At 74.5% G+C, this 18122-nt stretch carries 16 protein-coding genes and 1 pseudogene; 11 read left to right on the top strand and 6 right to left on the bottom strand.

Annotated elements, in window-relative coordinates; all coding sequences use genetic code 11:
- Positions 1-51 precede the first annotated feature (51 nt).
- The 4 genes from ACZ6O2_RS23785 to ACZ6O2_RS23770 all read right to left on the bottom strand — a co-directional run bounded on the left by ACZ6O2_RS23785 (position 52) and on the right by ACZ6O2_RS23770 (position 2978).
- Complete coding sequence (locus ACZ6O2_RS23785) at positions 52-498, bottom strand: SCO6045 C-terminal-like domain-containing protein (RefSeq protein WP_466024325.1); 447 nt, start codon at positions 496-498, stop codon at positions 52-54.
- Positions 495-1313 (bottom strand): MbnB/TglH/ChrH family RiPP precursor modification enzyme, encoded by an 819-nt coding sequence (locus ACZ6O2_RS23780; RefSeq protein WP_466024324.1) that lies wholly within the window; start codon positions 1311-1313, stop codon positions 495-497. The genes ACZ6O2_RS23785 and ACZ6O2_RS23780 overlap by 4 nt, the downstream gene beginning before the upstream one ends.
- A complete protein-coding gene (locus tag ACZ6O2_RS23775) occupies positions 1310-2209 on the bottom strand; it encodes a TIGR04222 domain-containing membrane protein (protein WP_466024323.1) in 900 nt (299 codons plus the stop codon). Before ACZ6O2_RS23775 ends, ACZ6O2_RS23780 begins: the two co-directional genes overlap by 4 nt.
- A gap of 196 nt (positions 2210-2405) precedes the next feature.
- Positions 2406-2978, bottom strand: coding sequence for a TetR/AcrR family transcriptional regulator (locus ACZ6O2_RS23770; protein ID WP_350709088.1), 573 nt, complete (start codon positions 2976-2978; stop codon positions 2406-2408).
- A gap of 108 nt (positions 2979-3086) precedes the next feature.
- Between ACZ6O2_RS23770 and ACZ6O2_RS23765 the strand changes: the two genes are divergently transcribed.
- Both ACZ6O2_RS23765 and ACZ6O2_RS23760 read left to right on the top strand, forming a co-directional pair.
- Complete coding sequence (locus ACZ6O2_RS23765; RefSeq protein WP_466024355.1) at positions 3087-3953, top strand: carbon-nitrogen hydrolase family protein; 867 nt, start codon at positions 3087-3089, stop codon at positions 3951-3953.
- 180 nt (positions 3954-4133) lie between these two features.
- Positions 4134-5069: a serine protein kinase RIO gene (locus tag ACZ6O2_RS23760; protein WP_466024322.1), complete on the top strand. Its 936-nt coding sequence runs from the start codon at positions 4134-4136 to the stop codon at positions 5067-5069.
- A 43-nt stretch (positions 5070-5112) separates the two neighbouring features.
- On the opposite strand, the gene ACZ6O2_RS23755 is transcribed toward ACZ6O2_RS23760, so the two are convergent.
- Complete coding sequence (locus tag ACZ6O2_RS23755) at positions 5113-5361, bottom strand: DUF2630 family protein (RefSeq protein WP_350709085.1); 249 nt, start codon at positions 5359-5361, stop codon at positions 5113-5115.
- A 92-nt stretch (positions 5362-5453) separates the two neighbouring features.
- On the opposite strand from ACZ6O2_RS23755, the gene ACZ6O2_RS23750 reads away from it, so the two are divergent.
- From ACZ6O2_RS23750 to ACZ6O2_RS23715, 8 genes are all read left to right on the top strand, one after another.
- Positions 5454-6368 carry a GNAT family N-acetyltransferase gene (locus tag ACZ6O2_RS23750; RefSeq protein WP_466024321.1) on the top strand — a complete coding sequence of 305 codons (915 nt, stop codon included), beginning with the start codon at positions 5454-5456 and terminating at the stop codon, positions 6366-6368.
- A gap of 183 nt (positions 6369-6551) precedes the next feature.
- Positions 6552-7940, top strand: coding sequence for a cytochrome P450 (locus tag ACZ6O2_RS23745; protein WP_466024320.1), 1389 nt, complete (start codon positions 6552-6554; stop codon positions 7938-7940).
- Positions 7941-8035: 95 nt separating this feature from the next.
- Positions 8036-8911 (top strand): terpene synthase family protein, encoded by an 876-nt coding sequence (locus ACZ6O2_RS23740; RefSeq protein WP_466024354.1) that lies wholly within the window; start codon positions 8036-8038, stop codon positions 8909-8911.
- Complete coding sequence (locus ACZ6O2_RS23735) at positions 8908-10497, top strand: prenyltransferase/squalene oxidase repeat-containing protein (RefSeq protein ID WP_466024319.1); 1590 nt, start codon at positions 8908-8910, stop codon at positions 10495-10497. The genes ACZ6O2_RS23740 and ACZ6O2_RS23735 overlap by 4 nt, the downstream gene beginning before the upstream one ends.
- A 190-nt stretch (positions 10498-10687) precedes the next feature.
- The gene (locus ACZ6O2_RS23730; protein ID WP_466024318.1) at positions 10688-13249 is read left to right on the top strand and encodes a nitrate- and nitrite sensing domain-containing protein; all 2562 of its coding nucleotides are present in this window, start codon (positions 10688-10690) and stop codon (positions 13247-13249) included.
- A gap of 92 nt (positions 13250-13341) precedes the next feature.
- A complete protein-coding gene (locus ACZ6O2_RS23725; protein WP_350686945.1) occupies positions 13342-13761 on the top strand; it encodes a roadblock/LC7 domain-containing protein in 420 nt (139 codons plus the stop codon).
- Between the two features lie 5 nt (positions 13762-13766).
- Positions 13767-14153, top strand: coding sequence for a DUF742 domain-containing protein (locus tag ACZ6O2_RS23720; protein ID WP_350709077.1), 387 nt, complete (start codon positions 13767-13769; stop codon positions 14151-14153).
- Entirely contained in the window at positions 14134-14736 is a 603-nt protein-coding gene (locus tag ACZ6O2_RS23715; protein WP_350709075.1) for a GTP-binding protein, read from the top strand. Before ACZ6O2_RS23720 ends, ACZ6O2_RS23715 begins: the two co-directional genes overlap by 20 nt.
- A gap of 122 nt (positions 14737-14858) precedes the next feature.
- Here the strand turns inward: ACZ6O2_RS23715 and ACZ6O2_RS23710 are convergent, their stop codons facing one another.
- Positions 14859-17714 (bottom strand): aconitate hydratase, encoded by a 2856-nt coding sequence (locus ACZ6O2_RS23710; RefSeq protein WP_466024317.1) that lies wholly within the window; start codon positions 17712-17714, stop codon positions 14859-14861.
- A 160-nt stretch (positions 17715-17874) separates the two neighbouring features.
- Between ACZ6O2_RS23710 and ACZ6O2_RS23705 the strand changes: the two are divergent.
- A pseudogene (locus ACZ6O2_RS23705) lies at positions 17875-18009 on the top strand (glyoxalase); the annotation flags it as partial.
- Between the last annotated feature and the right edge of the window lie 113 nt (positions 18010-18122).

Below are 18122 nucleotides of genomic sequence, written 5' to 3'. Positions count from 1 at the left end.
TCGATCCTGCCGTACCCGGGCGGATGCGCCAGCCGGGGGCGGTGGGCCGGGTCAGCGGCGGGCGGGGCGCAGCAGGCGTACCCGACCGGCGAGCTGGACCGCGACGGCTCCGCCGGCGCGCCCCCAGCCCGGCAGGCGGCGGGGCTGCGGCGGCCCGTGCCCGTCGTAGCGGTCGGTGGCCTCCCGGGCGGCCAACTCCTCCGCGCCCAGCGGCGGCAGCGAGCCCCGGTCGCGCAGGTCACGGGCCAGGTCCCAGCCGTCGCGCAGGGAGCCGGCGGTCGGCCGCCCCGCCGCCCACCGGGCGAAGGTCGCCGGCCAGTCCGTGCCGAGGCCGGCCGCGAGCAGCGGCCAGTGCCGGGCCACGTCCCCGGCCCGCTTGCGCAGCAGGGCGGCCCGGGCGGCGGCGAGCGCGGCCGGGTCGAAGCCGGGTGGGGGCGGGCCGTCGGCGACCAGCGCCGCCACCAGTTCCGCCTGCCGGGCGGCCAGGTCGCCGTTCACGTGACCGCCGGGAACCTGGAGGCGGCGGCGAGGGCGTCCAGCTCGGCGCGGAGCGTGGCCGCGGGCGGATAGTGGCCGTCGCGTTCCAGCAGCAGCGCCGGCGGCCGGTGCCGGGCGCACAGCTCGCGCAGCAGGTCGAGCACCGCCGGGGGCACCGGGTCGGTGTGGGTGTCGTGGTAGAAGCCGCCGTGGTCGGCGCCGCCCGCCACGTGCAGGTAGGCGATCCGGTCCAGCGGCAGCCGGTCGAGCAGCGCGACCGGGTCGCCGCCCCGGTTGCGGGCGTTGGCGTACACGTTGGCGACGTCGAGCAGCAGGAACGCGCCGGTGCGGTCCAGGATCTCGGTCAGGAAGTCGGCCTCGTCGAGCTCGTCGTCGGGCCAGTCGAACAGGGCGGCGATCGGCTCCAGCGCGATCGGCGCCGGCAGCTCGGCCTGCGCGCGGGCGACGTTGGCGCAGACCGCGTCGACCGCCTCCCGGCTGCGCGGCAGCGGCAGCAGGTGGCCGGCCTCTACGCCGCCGGCCCGGACGAACGCGATGTGCTCGCTGACCAGTGGCGCCTCGACCAGCTCCGCCACCGCGGCCAGGTGGGCGAGCCGGGCCGGGTCGACCGGCTCCGCGCCGCCGAGGGAGAGCCGGACGCCGTGCGGCACGACGGTCACGCCGCGTTCGCGCAGCTCGGCGAGCCCGGCGGGCAGCGGCCCGGTCGCGGTGACGCCCTCCGCGACCACCTCCACGAAGCGCAGCCCGGGCAGGTCGGCGACGAAACCGGCGATCTCCGGTCGCCAGCCGATGCCCACCCCGCGCGGGCCGGTCATCCCCCGCACCCGCCTCCGCAGCCGCCCCCGCAGCCGCCGCCCCCGCCGCCGCCGCACGAGCTGCCGCCACCGCAGCCGGAGGAGCCTCCACCGCCGCTCGCCGCCTGCCGCTGGATCTCGGCCTGCTCGGCGAAGCCGGGGTCCATCGCCCACAGTGACGCGGCGCCGAACAACGCCACCCCCATCGCGGCGCCCGCCGCGCCGTAGGTGGCGTAGGCGGGGGTGGACGCGGGCGCGAGGTAGGTGTGCTGCTGTCGCAGGCCGCGCAGCGCCCGGGTGGCGGCGCGGGTCCGCCACGGCACCCGGTGCAACAGGACGGACACCACGACCAGCGGGATCTGGCTCAGCACGAGCCAACCCACCGGACGGTCGTTCTGCAGGCCCGCGATGATCCGGAACACGCCGACCGCCAGCAGGAGGGTGAGCGGGAACGACCACAGGCGCAGCGCCGTCCGGCGCGCCTGCGTCAGCGCGAGCCCGCGCTGCTCCAGGCTGGTCCGGAGCTGGTCGAGCGCCCGGCGTACCCACTCGTCGCGGCGCAGCTCGCGGGTGGTCGCGTTCCGGCCGGCCGCGAGGTGGATCGCCTGGTCCAGCGGCGTGGTCCCGGCCGGCATGGGGCCGCCGGTGGTCAGCCGCCGGTCCGGTCGTACGCCGATCGCCCCGCTGCCCCGCAGCCCGCCGAGCGAGGCCCAGACCGCCAACTGCTCCCCGCCGTTGAGGTAGGCGACCTGTTGCGGGCCGAGCTGGCCGACGTCGCCGGCCGGCGGGCCGGCGAGGACGCGGACGCGGTGGACGATGGCGCCGACGACGACCACGGCGGCGGCGAGGAGGTAGACCCGGAGGAAGACGGGACCGGGAATGCCCCAGGTGTCACCCGGTGCGGCGAGGACAGACATCTGCTGCTCCTGTCGTGCGAGGGGATCGCGGCCCCATTGTGGGGCAGTCCCGCCACGGCGGATCGGCCGCGAGGGGCGAGTTACCGGACCGATACGTAAACAGTGGAGGCTCCGGACGCCGTGGGGGAGGCGAGCCGCGCGGGCGCCGGACGCCCCGGGAGGCGACCCCGCGCCAGCGCCGTGCCCGGGTGGCCGGTCAGCGGCGGCGGACCGCCTCCTCGACCAGGTCGAGCACCGGGTCGAGGTCGCCGGCGGGGCGTCCCATCGCGAGGTGCAGCACCAGGCCGTCGTAGGCCAGTTCGAGGAACTGGGCCAGCACGTCGATCGGCACGTCCTCGCGGAGCACGCCCGCCTCCCGCTGCCGGGACAGCCGTTCGCGGGTCGCCTCGGCAACCGCCGCCGATCGTTCCGCCCACCGCTTGGCGAACGCCGGGTCGGTCCGCAGCCGCCGGGAGACCTCCAGCTGGCTGCCGAGCCAGCCGGTGGTGTCGGGGGAGACCGCGCCGGCCAGCAGGTCGCGCATCACCTGGACCAGGCCGTTGCGGGCGACCGTCTCCACCATGGCGGCGGCGTCGTCCTCGGCGACCGCGAGGAAGAGCGAGTCCTTGTCGCGGAAGTGGTGGAAGATCGCACCCCGGGACAGCCGGGTGGCCTCTTCGAGTCGACGCACGGTGGCGCCCTCGTAGCCGTGCCGCGCGAAACACGCCCGCGCGGCGGCGAGGATCTCCTGCCGGCGAGCGTCGAGCTGGTCCTGACTTACCCTGGGCACGGGTCGATCGTGTCAGGTGACCCCAGGTAACGCAAACCGTACGTACGGCTTGTTGTGGCAGGCGAATGATCATCGGGCCTTCGGCGGCCCCACTAGGATCGGCGCGTGATGCCACTCCCCACCGCCGTCGCGGTCCCCGCCGCCCCGCTGACCGTCGCGGCCGTGCAGGCCGAACCCGTTCCCGGAGACGTGGCCGGCAACGCGGCCAGCGCCGCCCGCCTGGTGCGCCGGGCGACGGAGCGGGGCGCCCGGGTGACCGTGCTGCCGGAGCTCTTCCTGCCCGCGTACCACCCGCCGACGCTCGCGGCCGACCCGGCCGGCACCGACGTCGCGGCCGACGCCACGGCGACCGTCGCCGACCCCCGGCTGGACCCGCTGCGCGAGGCCGCCCGCGACGGCGGCGCCGCCGTGGTGGTCGGCGCCGCGGTCCGGCACCCGGACGGGCGGCGGACCATCTCGTCCCTGGTCGTCGACCGGGCCGGCGTGGTCCGCGTCGGGTACGACAAGCAGCAGCTCTGGAGCGGCGAACGCGAGCTGTTCAGCCCCGGTGACCGGGGCGCCACCCTGCTCGTCGACGACTGGCGGCTCGGGCTCGGCATCTGCTACGACGGCTGCTTCCCGGAGCACGGCCGCGCCGCCGCGGCCGACGGGGCGCACGGCTACCTGTGCCCGAGCGGCTACCTGGCCGGCTCCGAGCACCGCCGCGACCTCTACTACGCCGCCCGGGCGCTGGACAACACGATGTACGTGGTGTTCGCCAACGCCGTCGGCGGCGCGGACCCGTGGCGGTTCAACGGTGGCGCCGCGGTCTACGACCCGGAGGGCCGGCCGCTGGCGCGCGGCGCGGACACCGGCGAGGCCGTGCTGGTCGTCGCGCTGGCGCCGGAGGCTCTCGCCGCCACCCGGGCGGCCCACTCCATGCTGCTCGACCGCCTTCCCGACCAGGGACGCGCCCGTTCGTCGCTGCCGGTCTGACGGAGCGGGTCGGGACGGCTCGGGTAATTCGGTTGACCCGGCGCCGCCGGGCCGTGAACATGGTCGGCACATCGTGCACCCGGGCGTGCGCCCGGTCGAGGAGAGGGGGTCGGTCATGGCCGTCTTCGCAGGTCACATCCACCTGCCTCCATCAGCCTCGAGCAAGGGATCACCACCGCAGTGCGCGATCACGACCTTCCGGCGCGCGAGCGCCGTACCCGCGGCAAGCGCCGCTTCGACGACGACGAACCGCTCTTCCTGAAGCGTGGCCGGGCCCCCGAGCCCGCCCCCGCCGACCCCGACGACGAGCCGGATCCCGACACGGGGGAGCGCTGGTCCTCCTGGGACGCCGCCGTGCACGGCCCGCAGCCCCACCCGGACTGGCTGGTCACCGAACTGGCCGCGAAGGACACCGAGCTCGGTGTGCTCAAGACCGGCAAGGAGGCGGACGTCCACCTGGTGCGCCGGGCCGTGCCCGGCACCGACCGGTCCTGCCTGCTGGCCGTCAAGCGCTACCGGGACGCCCAGCACCGGCTCTTCCACCGCGACGCCGGCTATCTGGAGGGGCGTCGGGTCCGCCGGTCCCGGGAGAACCGGGCGATGGCCGGGCGGACCGCGTTCGGCCGGCAGATGATCGCCGGCCAGTGGGCGGCGGCCGAGTTCGACGCGCTGGCCCGGCTCTGGGAGATCGGCACCCGGTACGGCACGATCTCCGTCCCCTACCCGGTGCAGCTGCGCGGCACGGAGCTGATGCTGGAGTTCCTCGGGGACCCGGCCGAGGGGTTGGCCGCGCCCCGGCTGGCCCAGCTTCGGCCCGAGGCCGCTGAGCTGCGCGACCTGTGGAACCAGATGGTGGACGCCCTGGTGGTGCTCGCCCGCGCCGGCCTCGCGCACGGCGACCTGTCGCCGTACAACCTGCTGGTGCACGCGGGGCGGCTGGTGCTGATCGACCTGCCGCAGGTGGTCGACGTGGTGGCCAACCCGCAGGGGCCGGAGTTCCTGGCCCGCGACGTCCGGGTGGTGGCGACCTGGTTCGCGGCCCGGGGGCTGCCGGCGGGGGAGGCCGACCCGGCGGCGCTGACCGCGCTGCTGCTGCGGGAGGCGGGGATCCGCTGACCGGGTGCCCCGGGCGGCCGGCGCCGGCCGCCCGGGGCCCGCGTCACTGCAGGTAGCGCTCGACCTCGGGCTTGGGGCGCAGCCCCTGGGCGTCCGGGTCGCCGTGGGTCTGCCGGGCGGCCCGCCGCCGGCGCAGCAGGTCCCAGCACTGGTCGAGGGACTCCTCCAGCTCGCGCAGCCGGTTGCGGGCGTCGTCGTCGGTGCCCGACTCGTTGGCCTGCGCGTCGGCGCGCAGCCGGTGCTCCTCGTCGACCAGCTCGGAGATCCGGTTCAGGATGGTCTTGTCGTCCATGCCCTGAGCCTGGCACAGGCGGTGCGGGCGCGCCCGGATTCCACCGCCGGCCGCCCCCCGCCGCGCCGGCCGCTGCGGTAGGTTGCCCAGCCATGGTCCCTACCGTCCGGGCCGCCGGGGGGCGCGACGCGACGCCGGTGGCCGGCCTGCTCCGCGCCGCCGAACCCCACCTGGTCGTCACGCCCGCGTTGCTCGCCTGGCAGGCGACCGGCAAGCCGGCGGAGCGCTTCGGGATGCTGGTCGCCGAGACGGGCGACGGGATCGCCGGCGTCGCCCGGACGGGGCTGCTGCACGAGAGCGCCGAGCCCGGGCTCGGCTTCGTCAACCTGGTCGTGCGCCCCGAGCGGCGGGGGCGGGGCGTCGGGTCGGCGCTGCTCGCCGCCGCCGAGGAGCGGCTCGCCGGGCTCGGCGTGCGCCGGGCGTACGCGCGGGTGGCCGACGCGCCGGCGTCCCTCTCCTTCGCCGAGGGGCGCGGCTACCGGCCCGGCCGACGCAACCTGATCCTGCGCCTGGACCTGGCGGCGACGTTGCCGACGCCGCCCGCGCCGCCGCCCCGGGTGCGGCTGACCACGGCCGCCGACCTGCCCGATCCGCGCCCGCTCTACGAGGCGGACCTGGCCGCCGCCGCCGACGAGCCGGGCGACGTGGGGATGGACGAGATCAGCTACGCCGACTGGCGGGCCGCGTACTGGGACCGGCCGGACCTCGACCGGGGCCTCACCACGGTGGCCGTGGCGGACGGGGCGGTGGTGGCGTTCAGCGTCGCGCTGACCGACGGCGGCGACCGCTACCTGTCGGGGATGACGGGTACCCGGGCCGAGTGGCGGGGCCGGGGTCTGGCCCGGCTGGTCAAGCACGTGTCGCTGCGGTCGGCCCGGTCGGCCGGCTACCGGCGGGCGTTCACCGTCAACGACGCCGGCAACGACGCCATGCGCGCGGTGAACGAGTGGTTCGGCTACCGCCCGGTGGCCGCCGAGTGGCGTTACCTGCGCTCGCTCCAGGAGTGACACCCGACACGAATTCCTTCGTGGATCAGCATTCCCATGAGCAAAATTCTCGTACGGCTCTGGCGGGTCCGAACGGGTGATGGCATGCTCTCCGAATCGTGACGTAAGGCAGCCGTCCGGAGGACGGTCTGTCACAACGGAGCGTGACTGTGATCGGGGAGGAGCCGCAGGTGCAGGGGTGCCATGGCTGACCGGAGTGCCGACGGCCCGCACGGGCGGGCGGCGCGGACCGTACCACTGTGGAGGATGCTGCCGGGCCTGCTGCGCGATCCGCTGCGCGAACTCGTCGCGCTGGCGGACGCGGCGCAGGGCGAGGTCGTCCGGCTCAACGTCGGGACGGTCCGCCCGTACCTGGTGACCGAGCCGGCCCACGTGCAGCACATCCTGCGCGACAACGAGGCCAACTACACCCGTGGCGGGCAGAGCATGCTCTGGCGGCCGGTGCGGCGGCTCACCGGGGAGGGCATCCTGTCCGACGGGCCGAAGTGGCAGGCCAGCCGAGCGCGGATGCAGCCGCACTTCACGGCCAAGCGCATCGACTCCCTGGTGGACACCATGAGCCGCGCGGTCAGCGAGGCCGTGGACGAGTTCGAGGAGCCGGCCCGCACCGGCCGGTGGCTGGACGCCGGCGCGGAGCTGGGGCGGGTCATCTGCCGGGCGATCAGCAGCGTCTTCTTCGCCGACCGGGTCAGCCTCGCCGACCAGCTGCGGATCGTCGCCGCCCAGGACACGGTCGTGACGGCGCTGCGGGCGCGGCTGCTGCTGCCCTTCGTGCCCGACGCCGTGCCGGTGCCGGGGGACCGCGCGCTGCGCCGCGCGATCGGCGTCGTCGACGACATCATGCTGCCGCTGGTGCGGGCCGAACTCGCCGACCCGCGCGACGGCGACGACCTGCTCGCGGCCCTGACCCGTGCCCGCGACGCCGACGGCCGCCCGCTCGACGAACGGCAGGTCCGCGACGACGTGGTGGCCTCGTTCGCCACCGCGACCGAGACCACCTACGCCGTGCTGACCTGGCTGTGGCCGATCCTGGACGCCAACCCCGGGATCGCCGAACGGCTCTACGCGGAGCTGGACGAGGTGGTGGGCGCCGACCGGGTGATCAGCCGGGAGCAGTTGGGCGCCCTCACCTACACCCGGTCGGTCGTGGACGAGCTGCTGCGGATGTATCCCGCCGGCTGGTTGCTGCCGCGTACGGCGTTGGCGGACGACGTCATCGGCGGCACCCGGATCCCCGCCGGCAGCATCGTCGTCGTCAGCTCCTACGTCACCCAGCGGCTCGCCCGGTACTGGGACCGTCCGGACACCTTCGACCCCGACCGGTTCCGCGCCGACCAGCCGCGCCGGAGCCACCGGTACGCGTACTTCCCGTTCGGTGGCGGCCCGCACCAGTGTCTCGGCATGTACCTGTTCAACCTGGAGGCTCCGCTGGTGGTGGCCACGATCCTCAGCCGCTACCGCTTCCGGCTGCGCGAACCCGGGATGCCGCCCAGGCAGTTGGCGGCGGCCCTGCGTCCGGGCAAGCCGGTGGTCATGGCGCTGACACCGGTCCGCGAGCAGAGGCCGGCGTGATCCCGGCGACGACGCACGGCGGCAGCCGGATCGGGACGGAGCCGACCCACGGCGGCCGCCCCGGGACGGGACCAGCCGGTGGCGGGCGGGACGAGCTGCGTGACGCGCAGGAGCAGGGGCGCATCTGCGGCCTGGCGGTCCGCGGGCAACGGGACCTCCAGGCGTCCGCCGCCGCGCACCCGGAGCTGTTCCCCGCCGAACCGTTCGACACGATGCTGTTCGCCAACATCTCGCTGGCCATCGCGTTCGGCGCCCCGTGGTGCACGCCGGAGCAGCTGCGGGCCGCCAACCGGACCGTGCTGTGGGGCTTCGCCCTCGACTGGCTGATCGACCACCGGGCGCAGTCCCGGGATGAGGTCGACCGGCTCGTCGCGCGCTGCCGCTCGGTGGCCGCCGGCGAGCCGCCCGCCACCGACGACCACCTCGGCGCCTACCTGGCCGCGCTCCAGGACGAACTCGCGGCGGCCCCGGCCTTCGCCGTGCACCGTCCGCTGTGGCGGGACCGCCTGGACGCGACGGTGCGGGCGATGGCCCAGGAGTGGGCGTGGAAGGCGGCCTGGCGCTCCGGCGACCGGGCGGCCCTGCCGAGCCTCGACGCGTACCTCGCCAACGCCGACAACCACGCCTGCACGATCGTCAACGTCGCGCACTGGATCCACACCGGGGACGAAGCCACGCTCGCCGGGATGGACGACCTGGTCGCGGTCAGCGACGAGGTGCAGCGCGCACTGCGTCTCGTCAACGACCTCGGCACGTACGAGCGGGACCTGCGCTGGGGCGACCTCAACGCCCTCCTGCTGGTCGAGGACCGCGCCGAGGTGGAGCAGCGGCTCGCCGCCCTGGTGGACGACTGCCGGCGGATGCTCGTCCCGCTCCGGTCGGCCTGCCCACGCGAGGCGGACTACCTGGCCCGGCAGGTCGGCTTCAGCAGCGGCTTCTACCAGCTGGCCGATTTCTGGGGGATGTCGTGACCGCCGCCCCGGTCGCCGTGGCGGGGGTCGGCGGGCCGGGGCTCGCCGGCGCCGGACGGGCGCTCGTGGCGGCGATGGCCACCAGCCCCGCCGGCACGGTCTCGCCCTCCGTGTACGAGACGGCGCGACTGGTCAGCGACGCGCCCTGGCTGCCGGGGCAGGCCGGGCGCCTGCGCTACCTGGTCGCCGCCCAGCGGGCCGACGGCGCCTGGGGGGCGCCGGGCGCGTACGGCCTGGTGCCGACCCTGAGCGCGGTGGAGGCGTTGCTGAGGTCCGTGCCCACCGTGGGGCGCGCCGACCGGCCGGAGGCGGCGCACCTGCCGCCGTCCGTGCTGGACCGCGGCGTCGGGGCGCTGCGGCGGCTGCTGGCCGCCGACGAACCGGTGCCGGACATGCCGGGCGTGGACCTGATCGTGCCCGCGCTGCTCGACCGGATCGACGCGCTGCTGCGCCCGGCCGGTGGCGCCGAGCCGTCGCGGTGGGCGCACGCGCTGCCGTTGCCGATGCCGCACGGCATGACGCGGCACCGGTCCGAGGCGGTCGGTCGGCTGCTCGCCGGCGGCCGGCCCGTGCCGGAGAAGCTGTTGCACGCCTTCGAGGTGCTGGACGAGCGGACGCGGGTGCGGCTGCCCGTCCGGCCCGTCTCCGGCGCCGTGGGCGCCTCGCCCGCCGCCACCGCCGCCTGGCTGGGCGACCCCTCCCGCCCCGACGTTGACCGGGCGGTGCTGGGCTACCTGACGAACGCCGTCGGCCCGGGGGGCGGGCCCGTGCCGTGCACGACGCCCATCGCCGTGTTCGAGCGCTCGTGGGTGCTCAGCAGTTTCGCCCGGGTCGGCGCGGCCGTGGACGTCCCCGGCCGGATGGTCGCCGACCTGGCCGCCGCGGTCGGCCCGGCCGGCGCGGCGACCTCGCCCGGGCTGCCGACGGACGCCGACACCACCGCCGTCACCCTCTTCGCGTTGGCCCGCCTCGGCCGCCCGGTCGCCCCCGACAGCCTGCTCGGGTACGACACCGGGGCGCACTTCTGCACCTGGCAGGGCGAGGACGGCGCGTCGGTCACCACCAACGCGCACGTGCTGGAGGCGCTGGGCTGGCACGCCCGGCACTCACCGGGGCGACCGCACGCCGACGTGGCGCGCCGGGTGGCCGGCTGGCTGATCGACGGCCAGCTCCCCGACGGCCGGTGGACGGACCGCTGGCACGCCTCGCCGTACTACGCCACCTCGGCCGTTGCCGCCGCGCTGGCCGAGTACGCGCCCGAGGCTGCCGCCGCGGCGCTCGACCGGGCGGTCGACTGGGTGCGGGACACCCAGCGGGCCGACGGCTCGTGGGGGCTGTGGGGCGGCACCGCGGAGGAGACCGCGTACGCCCTGCAGGTGCTGCTCGGCGCCGGACGGCCGACGCCGCCCGGTCTCGGCGCCGCCGTGCGGCGCGCGCTGGTCTTCCTCGACGACCACGACGGTGGCACCGGGCACGGGGTTCCACTGTGGCATGACAAGGATCTCTACCATCCGGTGCTGATCGTGCGGGCCGCCGTGCTGGCGGCGCGGCACCTGGCGCGGCTGGGCGGCCACATAGGACGCTGATCGCCTGGGCCGCGGTCCACCGCGCAGCGTCATGATCAGCACTGCTTGAGCGATCGTCCTGACACTGCTACCGTGCGCCGGGTCGGTCGAAGCGACATGCGCTACCACCGATCGGATGAATCAGGCTCCCCGCCAGGGATGGTTTCAAATGGGTTCCCGCAGCTCGAATCTGCGCCGGAAAGTCGTGGCTATGTTGGCCTCGCTCGTTGCGCTGTGGGCTTTCGCCGCCTGGGTGACCCTGCGGGAGGGCGTCACCCTCCTCTGGGTGCAGACGCTCGACAGCCAGGTCGCCCAGCCGGGTGAGCCGCTCGTGCTGGAGCTGCAGGCGGAGCGCCGGGCCTCCGCGGCGTACCTGGGCGGGGCAGGCGAGGCCGAGCGGGCCCAGCTCGACGCGCAGTGGCAGCGGACCCAGGCCGTCGTCGACGACTTCCGCGAGTCCGTCAGCGGCTGGCGGGTGGACCTGGCGGCGAGCGACGACAGCAAGCGGCAGATCGACGCGGTCGTCGCCGGGCTGGACCGGCTGGGCAGCGTGCGCGAGTCGATCCGCAGCCGCCAGGTGGACCGGGCCGCCGCCGCCGAGGCGTACACCGGGCTCATCGACTCGACGCTGCGGATGTACGGGTCGCTGGGCAACCTGGACGACGAGCAGTTCGCGCAGGAGACCCGCGCGCTGATCCAGCTCGTCCGGGTCCGGGAACTCATGTCCCAGGAGGACGCGCTGGTCACCGGGGCGCTCGCCGCCGGCCGGATGACCCCGGAGGAGTCCGCCGCCTTCGCCCGCACCGTCGGCGCCCAGCGCTTCCTGGACAGCCAGACCCGCTCCGACCTGGCCGGCGCCGACCTCACGCGGTACGAGGCGCTGCTCGGCAGCGAGGCGTACACCTCGTTCCGGGCCCTGGAGGACCGGGTGGTCCTCGCGGGACGGACCTCCGGCGCGCCGACCATCACGGCGGCCCAGTGGCGCGCGGCGGCGGACGTCGTGGTCGAGGAGCAGCAGCGGTTCATCATCGAGGCCGGTGACGCGCTCGTGGACCGGTCCACGCCGATCGCCGCCGGCGTCATCGTCCGGCTGGTGCTGGCCGCCGGCCTGGGCCTGCTCGCCGTCATCGCCTCCATTGCCATGTCGGTCACCACCGCCCGGGCCCTGGTGCGGCAGCTGGAGCGGCTGCGCGACGCGGCGTTCGGGCTGGCCAACGAGCGGCTGCCCGGTGTGGTCGAGCGGCTCGGCCACGGCGAGGAGGTCGACGTCGCCAAGGAGGCGCCCCCGCTGGAGTTCGGCGACGACGAGATCGGCCAGGTGGGCAAGGCGTTCAACGCCGTGCAGGAGACCGCCATCCGCACCGCCGTCGAGCAGGCCGAGCTGCGCCGCAACGTCCGGGACGTCTTCCTCAGCCTGGCCCGGCGCACCCAGGCGCTGGTGCACCGCCAGCTCACCCTGCTCGACGCGATGGAACGCCGCGAGCACGACGCCGAGGAGCTGGAGGACCTGTTCCGGGTCGACCACCTGGCCACCCGGATGCGGCGCAACGCGGAGAACCTGATCGTGCTCTCCGGCTCCACGCCGGGCCGGGCGTGGCGGCGCAACGTGCCAATGGTCGACGTGGTCCGGGGCGCGGTCGCCGAGGTCGAGGACTACACCCGGGTCAACGTGCTGCCCCTGGGCCCGGTCTCGCTGACCGGGCGGGCGGTCGGTGACGTCATCCACCTGCTCGCCGAGCTGATCGAGAACGGGCTGTCGTTCTCCCCGCCGCACACCACCGTCGAGGTACGTGGGCAGATGGTGGCCAACGGCTTCGCCATCGAGATCGAGGACCGCGGCCTGGGCATGAGCGAGGAGGACCTGGCCGCCGCGAACCACCGGATCGTCGACCAGTCCGAGCTGAACCTGGCCAACGCCTCCCGCCTGGGGCTCTACGTGGTGAGCCGGCTGACCGAGCGGCACGGCGTGCGGGTGCAGCTCAAGGAGTCGGCGTACGGCGGCACCACCGCGGTCGTGCTGATCCCGGCCGAGCTGGTCACCGCCGACGACGCCGACCCGAGCACCTCCGGCGGCTTCCCGGCCGGGGTGCCGGCCACCACGCCGGTGCCGGGCGCGTCCGCCCCCGCCACCGAGCAGCCCACCACGGTGGCGCTGGCCGAGCCGCCGGCCGCGCCGAGGCCGCGGTCGGCCCCGGAGTCCGAGGCCCCTGCCGGGGACTCCGACGGGGGTGCCCTGCCCACCCGGTCGCGCGGTCGGAGCCTGTCGACCAACCCGACGGAGGAGCGGCTGCCCACCCGGTCGCGCGGCGCGTCGATGCAGCCGGCCCTGGACGGCCCGACCTTCCCGACCGGCCTGCCGGTGGCCGCGGCCCGGCCTGCCGTGGCCGCTCCGCAGACGTTCGCGCCGACGGAGGACGGCCCTGCGGGGGCCGCCCCGGCGGAGACGGGCACCGGGACCCCGGCGGCCGCCGGCCCGGCGCGGGTGCCCTGCCCCGAGCAGGTGCGTACCGACTCCGGGCTGCCGGTCCGGGTCCGGCAGGCCAGCATCGTGCCGGAACTGCGCGACGAGCCCGCCGCGGGGGACGACGACCCGGACACGGTACGCCCGCCGGAGCAGGTGCGCCGGATGATGAGCTCCTACCAGAGCGGCACCCGGCGCGGCCGTACGGACGCCGCCCGGCTGCTCGGCGGGGCCGGCGGCGGCCGGTCCGAGACAGGCGAGGGAGCCGGGGCCGGCGAGGGACCCGACGTCGGCGATCAGCAGACGACCTGACCGGCACCGCCCGCACTGCGGGGTGACCCCGCGGCGTGGCGGTCAGCCCAGACGAGCACGGCGACAACAGCCGGGGGAGAAGAGGACGACGAGTGGCGCAGAAGACGGCTTCGAGTGCCGACCTGACGTGGTTGCTGGATGATCTGGTCGGCCGGGTGAAGCAGGCCGACCACGCGGTCGCGCTCTCGACGGACGGCCTGTTGATGGCCGCCTCGCGAGGGCTCAGCCGGGACGACGGAGAGCACCTGGCGGCGATGGCGGCCGGCATCCAGAGCCTGGCCCGGGGCGCGGGCAAACGCTTCGGCGGCGGGCAGGTGCAGCAGACCATCATCGAGATGCAGTCGTCGTTCCTGTTCGTCACGGCGGCCGGACGCAACGCCTGCCTGGCCGTCCTCGCCAGCGAGGACGCCGACGTCGGGCTGATCGCCTACGAGATGGCGATGCTGGTCACCCGCGTCGGCAAGTACGTCGCGTCGCCGTCGCGGACCGAGCAGCCGGCCGACGAGAAGTAACCGCGATGACGGTGCAGGGGGAGTCCGCCGAGCACCAGTGGGTCGACGACCACGCCGGCCCGGTGGTGCGCCCCTACGCGGTGACCCGTGGCCGGGCCCGGCCGGTCACCGGCACGTTCGACCTGATCTCGCTGGTGACGGCGACCCGCGCGGACGTGACCCCGGAGATCGGACTGGGTCCGGAGCACCTGGCGATCGTCGGGCTCTGCCAGCGGATCCAGTCCGTAGCCGAGATCGCCGCCCACATGGACCTGCCGGTGGGCACCATCCGGGTCCTGCTCGGCGATCTGGTGGCCCGCAGCCTGGTGCAGGTGCGCGAGCCGCGCACCACAGCCGGCCTTCCCGACAACAGCGTTTTCGAGGCGGTAATCAATGGACTACGGGCACTCTGAGCGGCCGGCGGGAGCGCCGCCACTGCCCACCGCGATCAAGATCCTTGTCGCGGGTGGTTTCGGCGTGGGCAAGACCACCATGGTCGGCGCGGTCAGCGAGACGCGCCCCCTGCGCACGGAGGAGGTGCTGACCGAGAGCGGGGTCGGCATCGACGACCTCTCCGGGGTGGAGAGCAAGAAGACCACCACGGTGGCGATGGACTTCGGTCGCATCACCATCAGCGACGACCTGGTGCTCTACCTCTTCGGCACCCCGGGGCAGGACCGCTTCTGGTTCGTCTGGGACGAGCTGGCGCTCGGCGCGATCGGCGCCGTGGTGCTGGCGGACACCCGACGACTGGCGGACTGCTTCCCCTCCATCGACTACTTCGAGGGGCGCGGCACGCCGTTCGTGGTGGCGGTGAACTGCTTCGAGGGCGCCCGGCAGTACCAGCTCGACGAGGTGCAGTCGGCGCTGAACCTCGACCCGGGGGTGCCGGTGCTGCTCTGCGACGCCCGGCAGCGGGAGTCGAGCAAGGAGGTGCTCATCACGCTGCTGGAGCACGCCATGAAGACCCGGGACGCTCGCCGCCGGTCCGAGTGACCCCACCGCGGGGTCGGCGCGCGGGCAGGTGAGCCGCGACGCCGCCCCGCCCGGAGAGCGCCGAGCCGGTACGCGACAGGGCCCCTCCCGCGAGCGCGGGAGGGGCCCTGTTCGATGGTGCGTCAGCTGGCGATCATGCGGCGCAGCACGTACTGCAGGATGCCGCCGTGCCGGTAGTAGTCCGCCTCACCCGGCGTGTCGATCCGGACCACCGCGTCGAACTCGACGCCGGTGTCCGTGCTGACCTTGACCGTGCGCGGGGTCTCCCCGTCGTTCAGCGCGGTCACCCCGGTGATGGTGAACGTCTCCGTGCCGGCGAGGCCCAGCGAACCGGCGGTCTCGCCGGCCGGGAACTGCAGCGGGAGCACGCCCATGCCGATCAGGTTGGAGCGGTGGATCCGCTCGTACGACTCGGCGATGACCGCCCTGACGCCGAGCAGCATGGTGCCCTTGGCCGCCCAGTCCCGCGACGACCCGGAGCCGTACTCCTTGCCGGCCAGGACGACCAGCGGGACGCCCGCCTCCTGGTAGGCCACGGAGGCGTCGTAGATCGAGGTCTGCTCGCCGGTCAGGTGGTTGACCGTGAAGCCGCCCTCGACACCCGGGACAAGCTGGTTGCGCAGGCGGATGTTGGCGAAGGTGCCCCGGATCATGACCTCGTGGTTGCCCCGGCGGGAGCCGTACGAGTTGAACTCGTGCCGCGGCACGCCGTGCTCGGCGAGGTACTTCCCGGCGGGGGAGTCGGCCTTGATGGAACCGGCCGGGGAGATGTGGTCGGTGGTCACCGAGTCGCCCAGCTTGGCCAGCACCCGGGCGCCGGTGATGTCGACGACCGCCTTCGGCTCCCGCTCCATGCCCTCGAAGTACGGGGGCTTGCGGACGTAGGTCGAGTCGCCGGCCCAGGCGAAGGTGTCGCCGGTCGGGGTGGGCAGCGACTGCCAGCGCTCGTCGCCGGCGAAGACGTCCGCGTACGCCGAGCTGAAGCCGGTGGCGCCGATCGCCGAGGCGATGACGTCCTGGATCTCGGCGGTGTTCGGCCAGATGTCGCGCAGGAACACCGGGTTGCCCTGGCTGTCCTCGCCGATCGGCTCGTTGGCCAGGTCGATGTCCATCGTGCCGGCCAGCGCGTACGCGACCACCAGCGGCGGGGACGCCAGGTAGTTCATCTTGACGTCCGGGTTGATCCGGCCCTCGAAGTTCCGGTTGCCCGACAGCACCGAGACGACCGCCAGGTCGGCCTCGTTGACGGCGGCGGAGATCTCCTCCGGCAGCGGGCCGGAGTTGCCGATGCAGGTGGTGCAGCCGTAGCCGACCAGGTGGAAGCCGAGCTTCTCCAGGTAGGGCGTGAGGCCGGCCCGCTCGTAGTAGTCCATGACGACCTTGGAGCCCGGCGCCAGGGTGGTCTTCACCCACGGCTTGCGGGTCAGGCCCTTCTCCACCGCGTTGCGGGCCAGCAGCGCCGCACCGATCATGACCTGCGGGTTGGAGGTGTTGGTGCAGGAGGTGATCGCGGCGATCACCACGGCGCCGTGGTCCAGCTCGAACTCGGTGCCGTCGTCGCCGGTGACCCGGATCGGGTTGCTGGCCCGCCCGCCGGCGCCGACCGCGGCCGTCTCCAGGTCGCGCGGGGCGTCGGCCGGGTCGCTGACGCCGTTGGCGGGGGAGTCGCTGGCCGGGAAGGACTCGGCGCTGGCCTCGTCGGCGTGGCCCACGACCCCGAACGGCTTCTCCTGCTGCGGTACGCCAGCGACGCGACCCCGGTCGCCACCGGTCTCGTCGGCGGCCACGTAGTCGGTCAGCGCCGAGCGGAACAGCGTCTTGGCGCTGCCCAGCGGCACCCGGTCCTGCGGGCGCTTCGGGCCGGCCAGCGACGGCTCGATGGTGCTCAGGTCGAGCTCCAGGCGCTCCGAGTACTCCGGCTCGGCGTCCGGGTCGTGCCAGAGGCCCTGCTCCTTGGCGTACGCCTCGACCAGCGCGACCTGCTGCGGGTCGCGGCCGGTCAGCTCCAGGTAGCGGACGGTCTCGCCGTCGATCGGGAAGATCGCCACGGTGGAGCCGTACTCCGGCGACATGTTGCCGATGGTGGCCCGGTTGGCCAGCGGCACGGCGCTCACGCCCGGGCCGTAGAACTCGACGAACTTGCCGACCACGCCGTGCTTGCGCAGCATCTCGGTGATGGTGAGCACCAGGTCGGTGGCGGTGGTGCCGGCCGGCATCTCGCCGGAGAGCTTGAAGCCCACCACGCGCGGGATCAGCATGCTGACCGGCTGGCCGAGCATGGCGGCCTCGGCCTCGATGCCGCCGACGCCCCAGCCGAGCACGCCCAGGCCGTTGACCATCGTGGTGTGCGAGTCGGTGCCGACCACGGTGTCCGGGTACGCCTGGCCGTTGCGCTCCATGATCGTACGGGCCAGGTACTCGATGTTGACCTGGTGCACGATGCCGGTGCCCGGCGGGACGACCTTGAACTCGTTGAACGCGGTCTGGCCCCAGCGCAGGAACTGGTAGCGCTCCTTGTTGCGCTCGTACTCGAGCTCGACGTTGCGCTGGAAGGCGTCCTCGCGGCCGAACAGGTCGGCGATGACCGAGTGGTCGATGACCAGTTCGGCCGGGGCGAGCGGGTTGACCTTGGTGGCGTCGCCGCCGAGGTCGCGGACGGCCTCGCGCATGGTGGCCAGGTCGACCACGCAGGGCACGCCGGTGAAGTCCTGCATGAGTACCCGCGCCGGGGTGAACTGGATCTCCACGCTCGGGTCGGCGGTGGGGTCCCAGCCGCCGAGCTGCCGGATGTGGTCGGCGGTGATGTTCGCGCCGTCCTCGGTCCGGAGCAGGTTCTCCAGCAGGATCTTCAGGCTGTAGGGGAGCCGTTCGTGCCCCTCCACCTTGCTGATCTTGAAAATCTCGTAGCTCGCGTCTCCGACGCGTAGCTGGGTCTTCGCACCGAAGGTGTCGAGGCTCGCCACGTCGTACTCCTTCACACCAGCGACCGTGAGTAGTCCTGAGCAGTCTGTCGCACCGGCCGGGGTGCCGCCGTGGTTAGGGGACACTTACCGCCGATTCTCGTCGTCAACAAAACCGTACGTCCGTCTTGCTAGCTGCGCAACCTCGTGCCATCGTTCGGGACGAGGAGGTGCCACCATGATCCATCACGTCCAGCTCGCCGGCCCACGCGGCTCCGAGGACGCGTCCCGTGCCTTCTACGTGGGGGTGGTCGGCATGACGGAGAAGCCCAAGCCCCCGGCGCTGGCGGCCCGTGGTGGCTGCTGGTTCACCCGGGGACTGCCCGCTGCGGGCATGACGAAAGGGCCGGCCCCGTTCGGGGCCGGCCCTTGTCGTTGGTGGTGTGTGGATCAGGCGGCGTAGCCGCGGGTGGCGATCCAGTCGGC

The organism is Micromonospora sp. NPDC048040, assembly GCF_055587185.1.
Note: the sequence above shows the minus strand (reverse complement) of the source record. Positions and strands in the feature narration are given on the sequence as shown.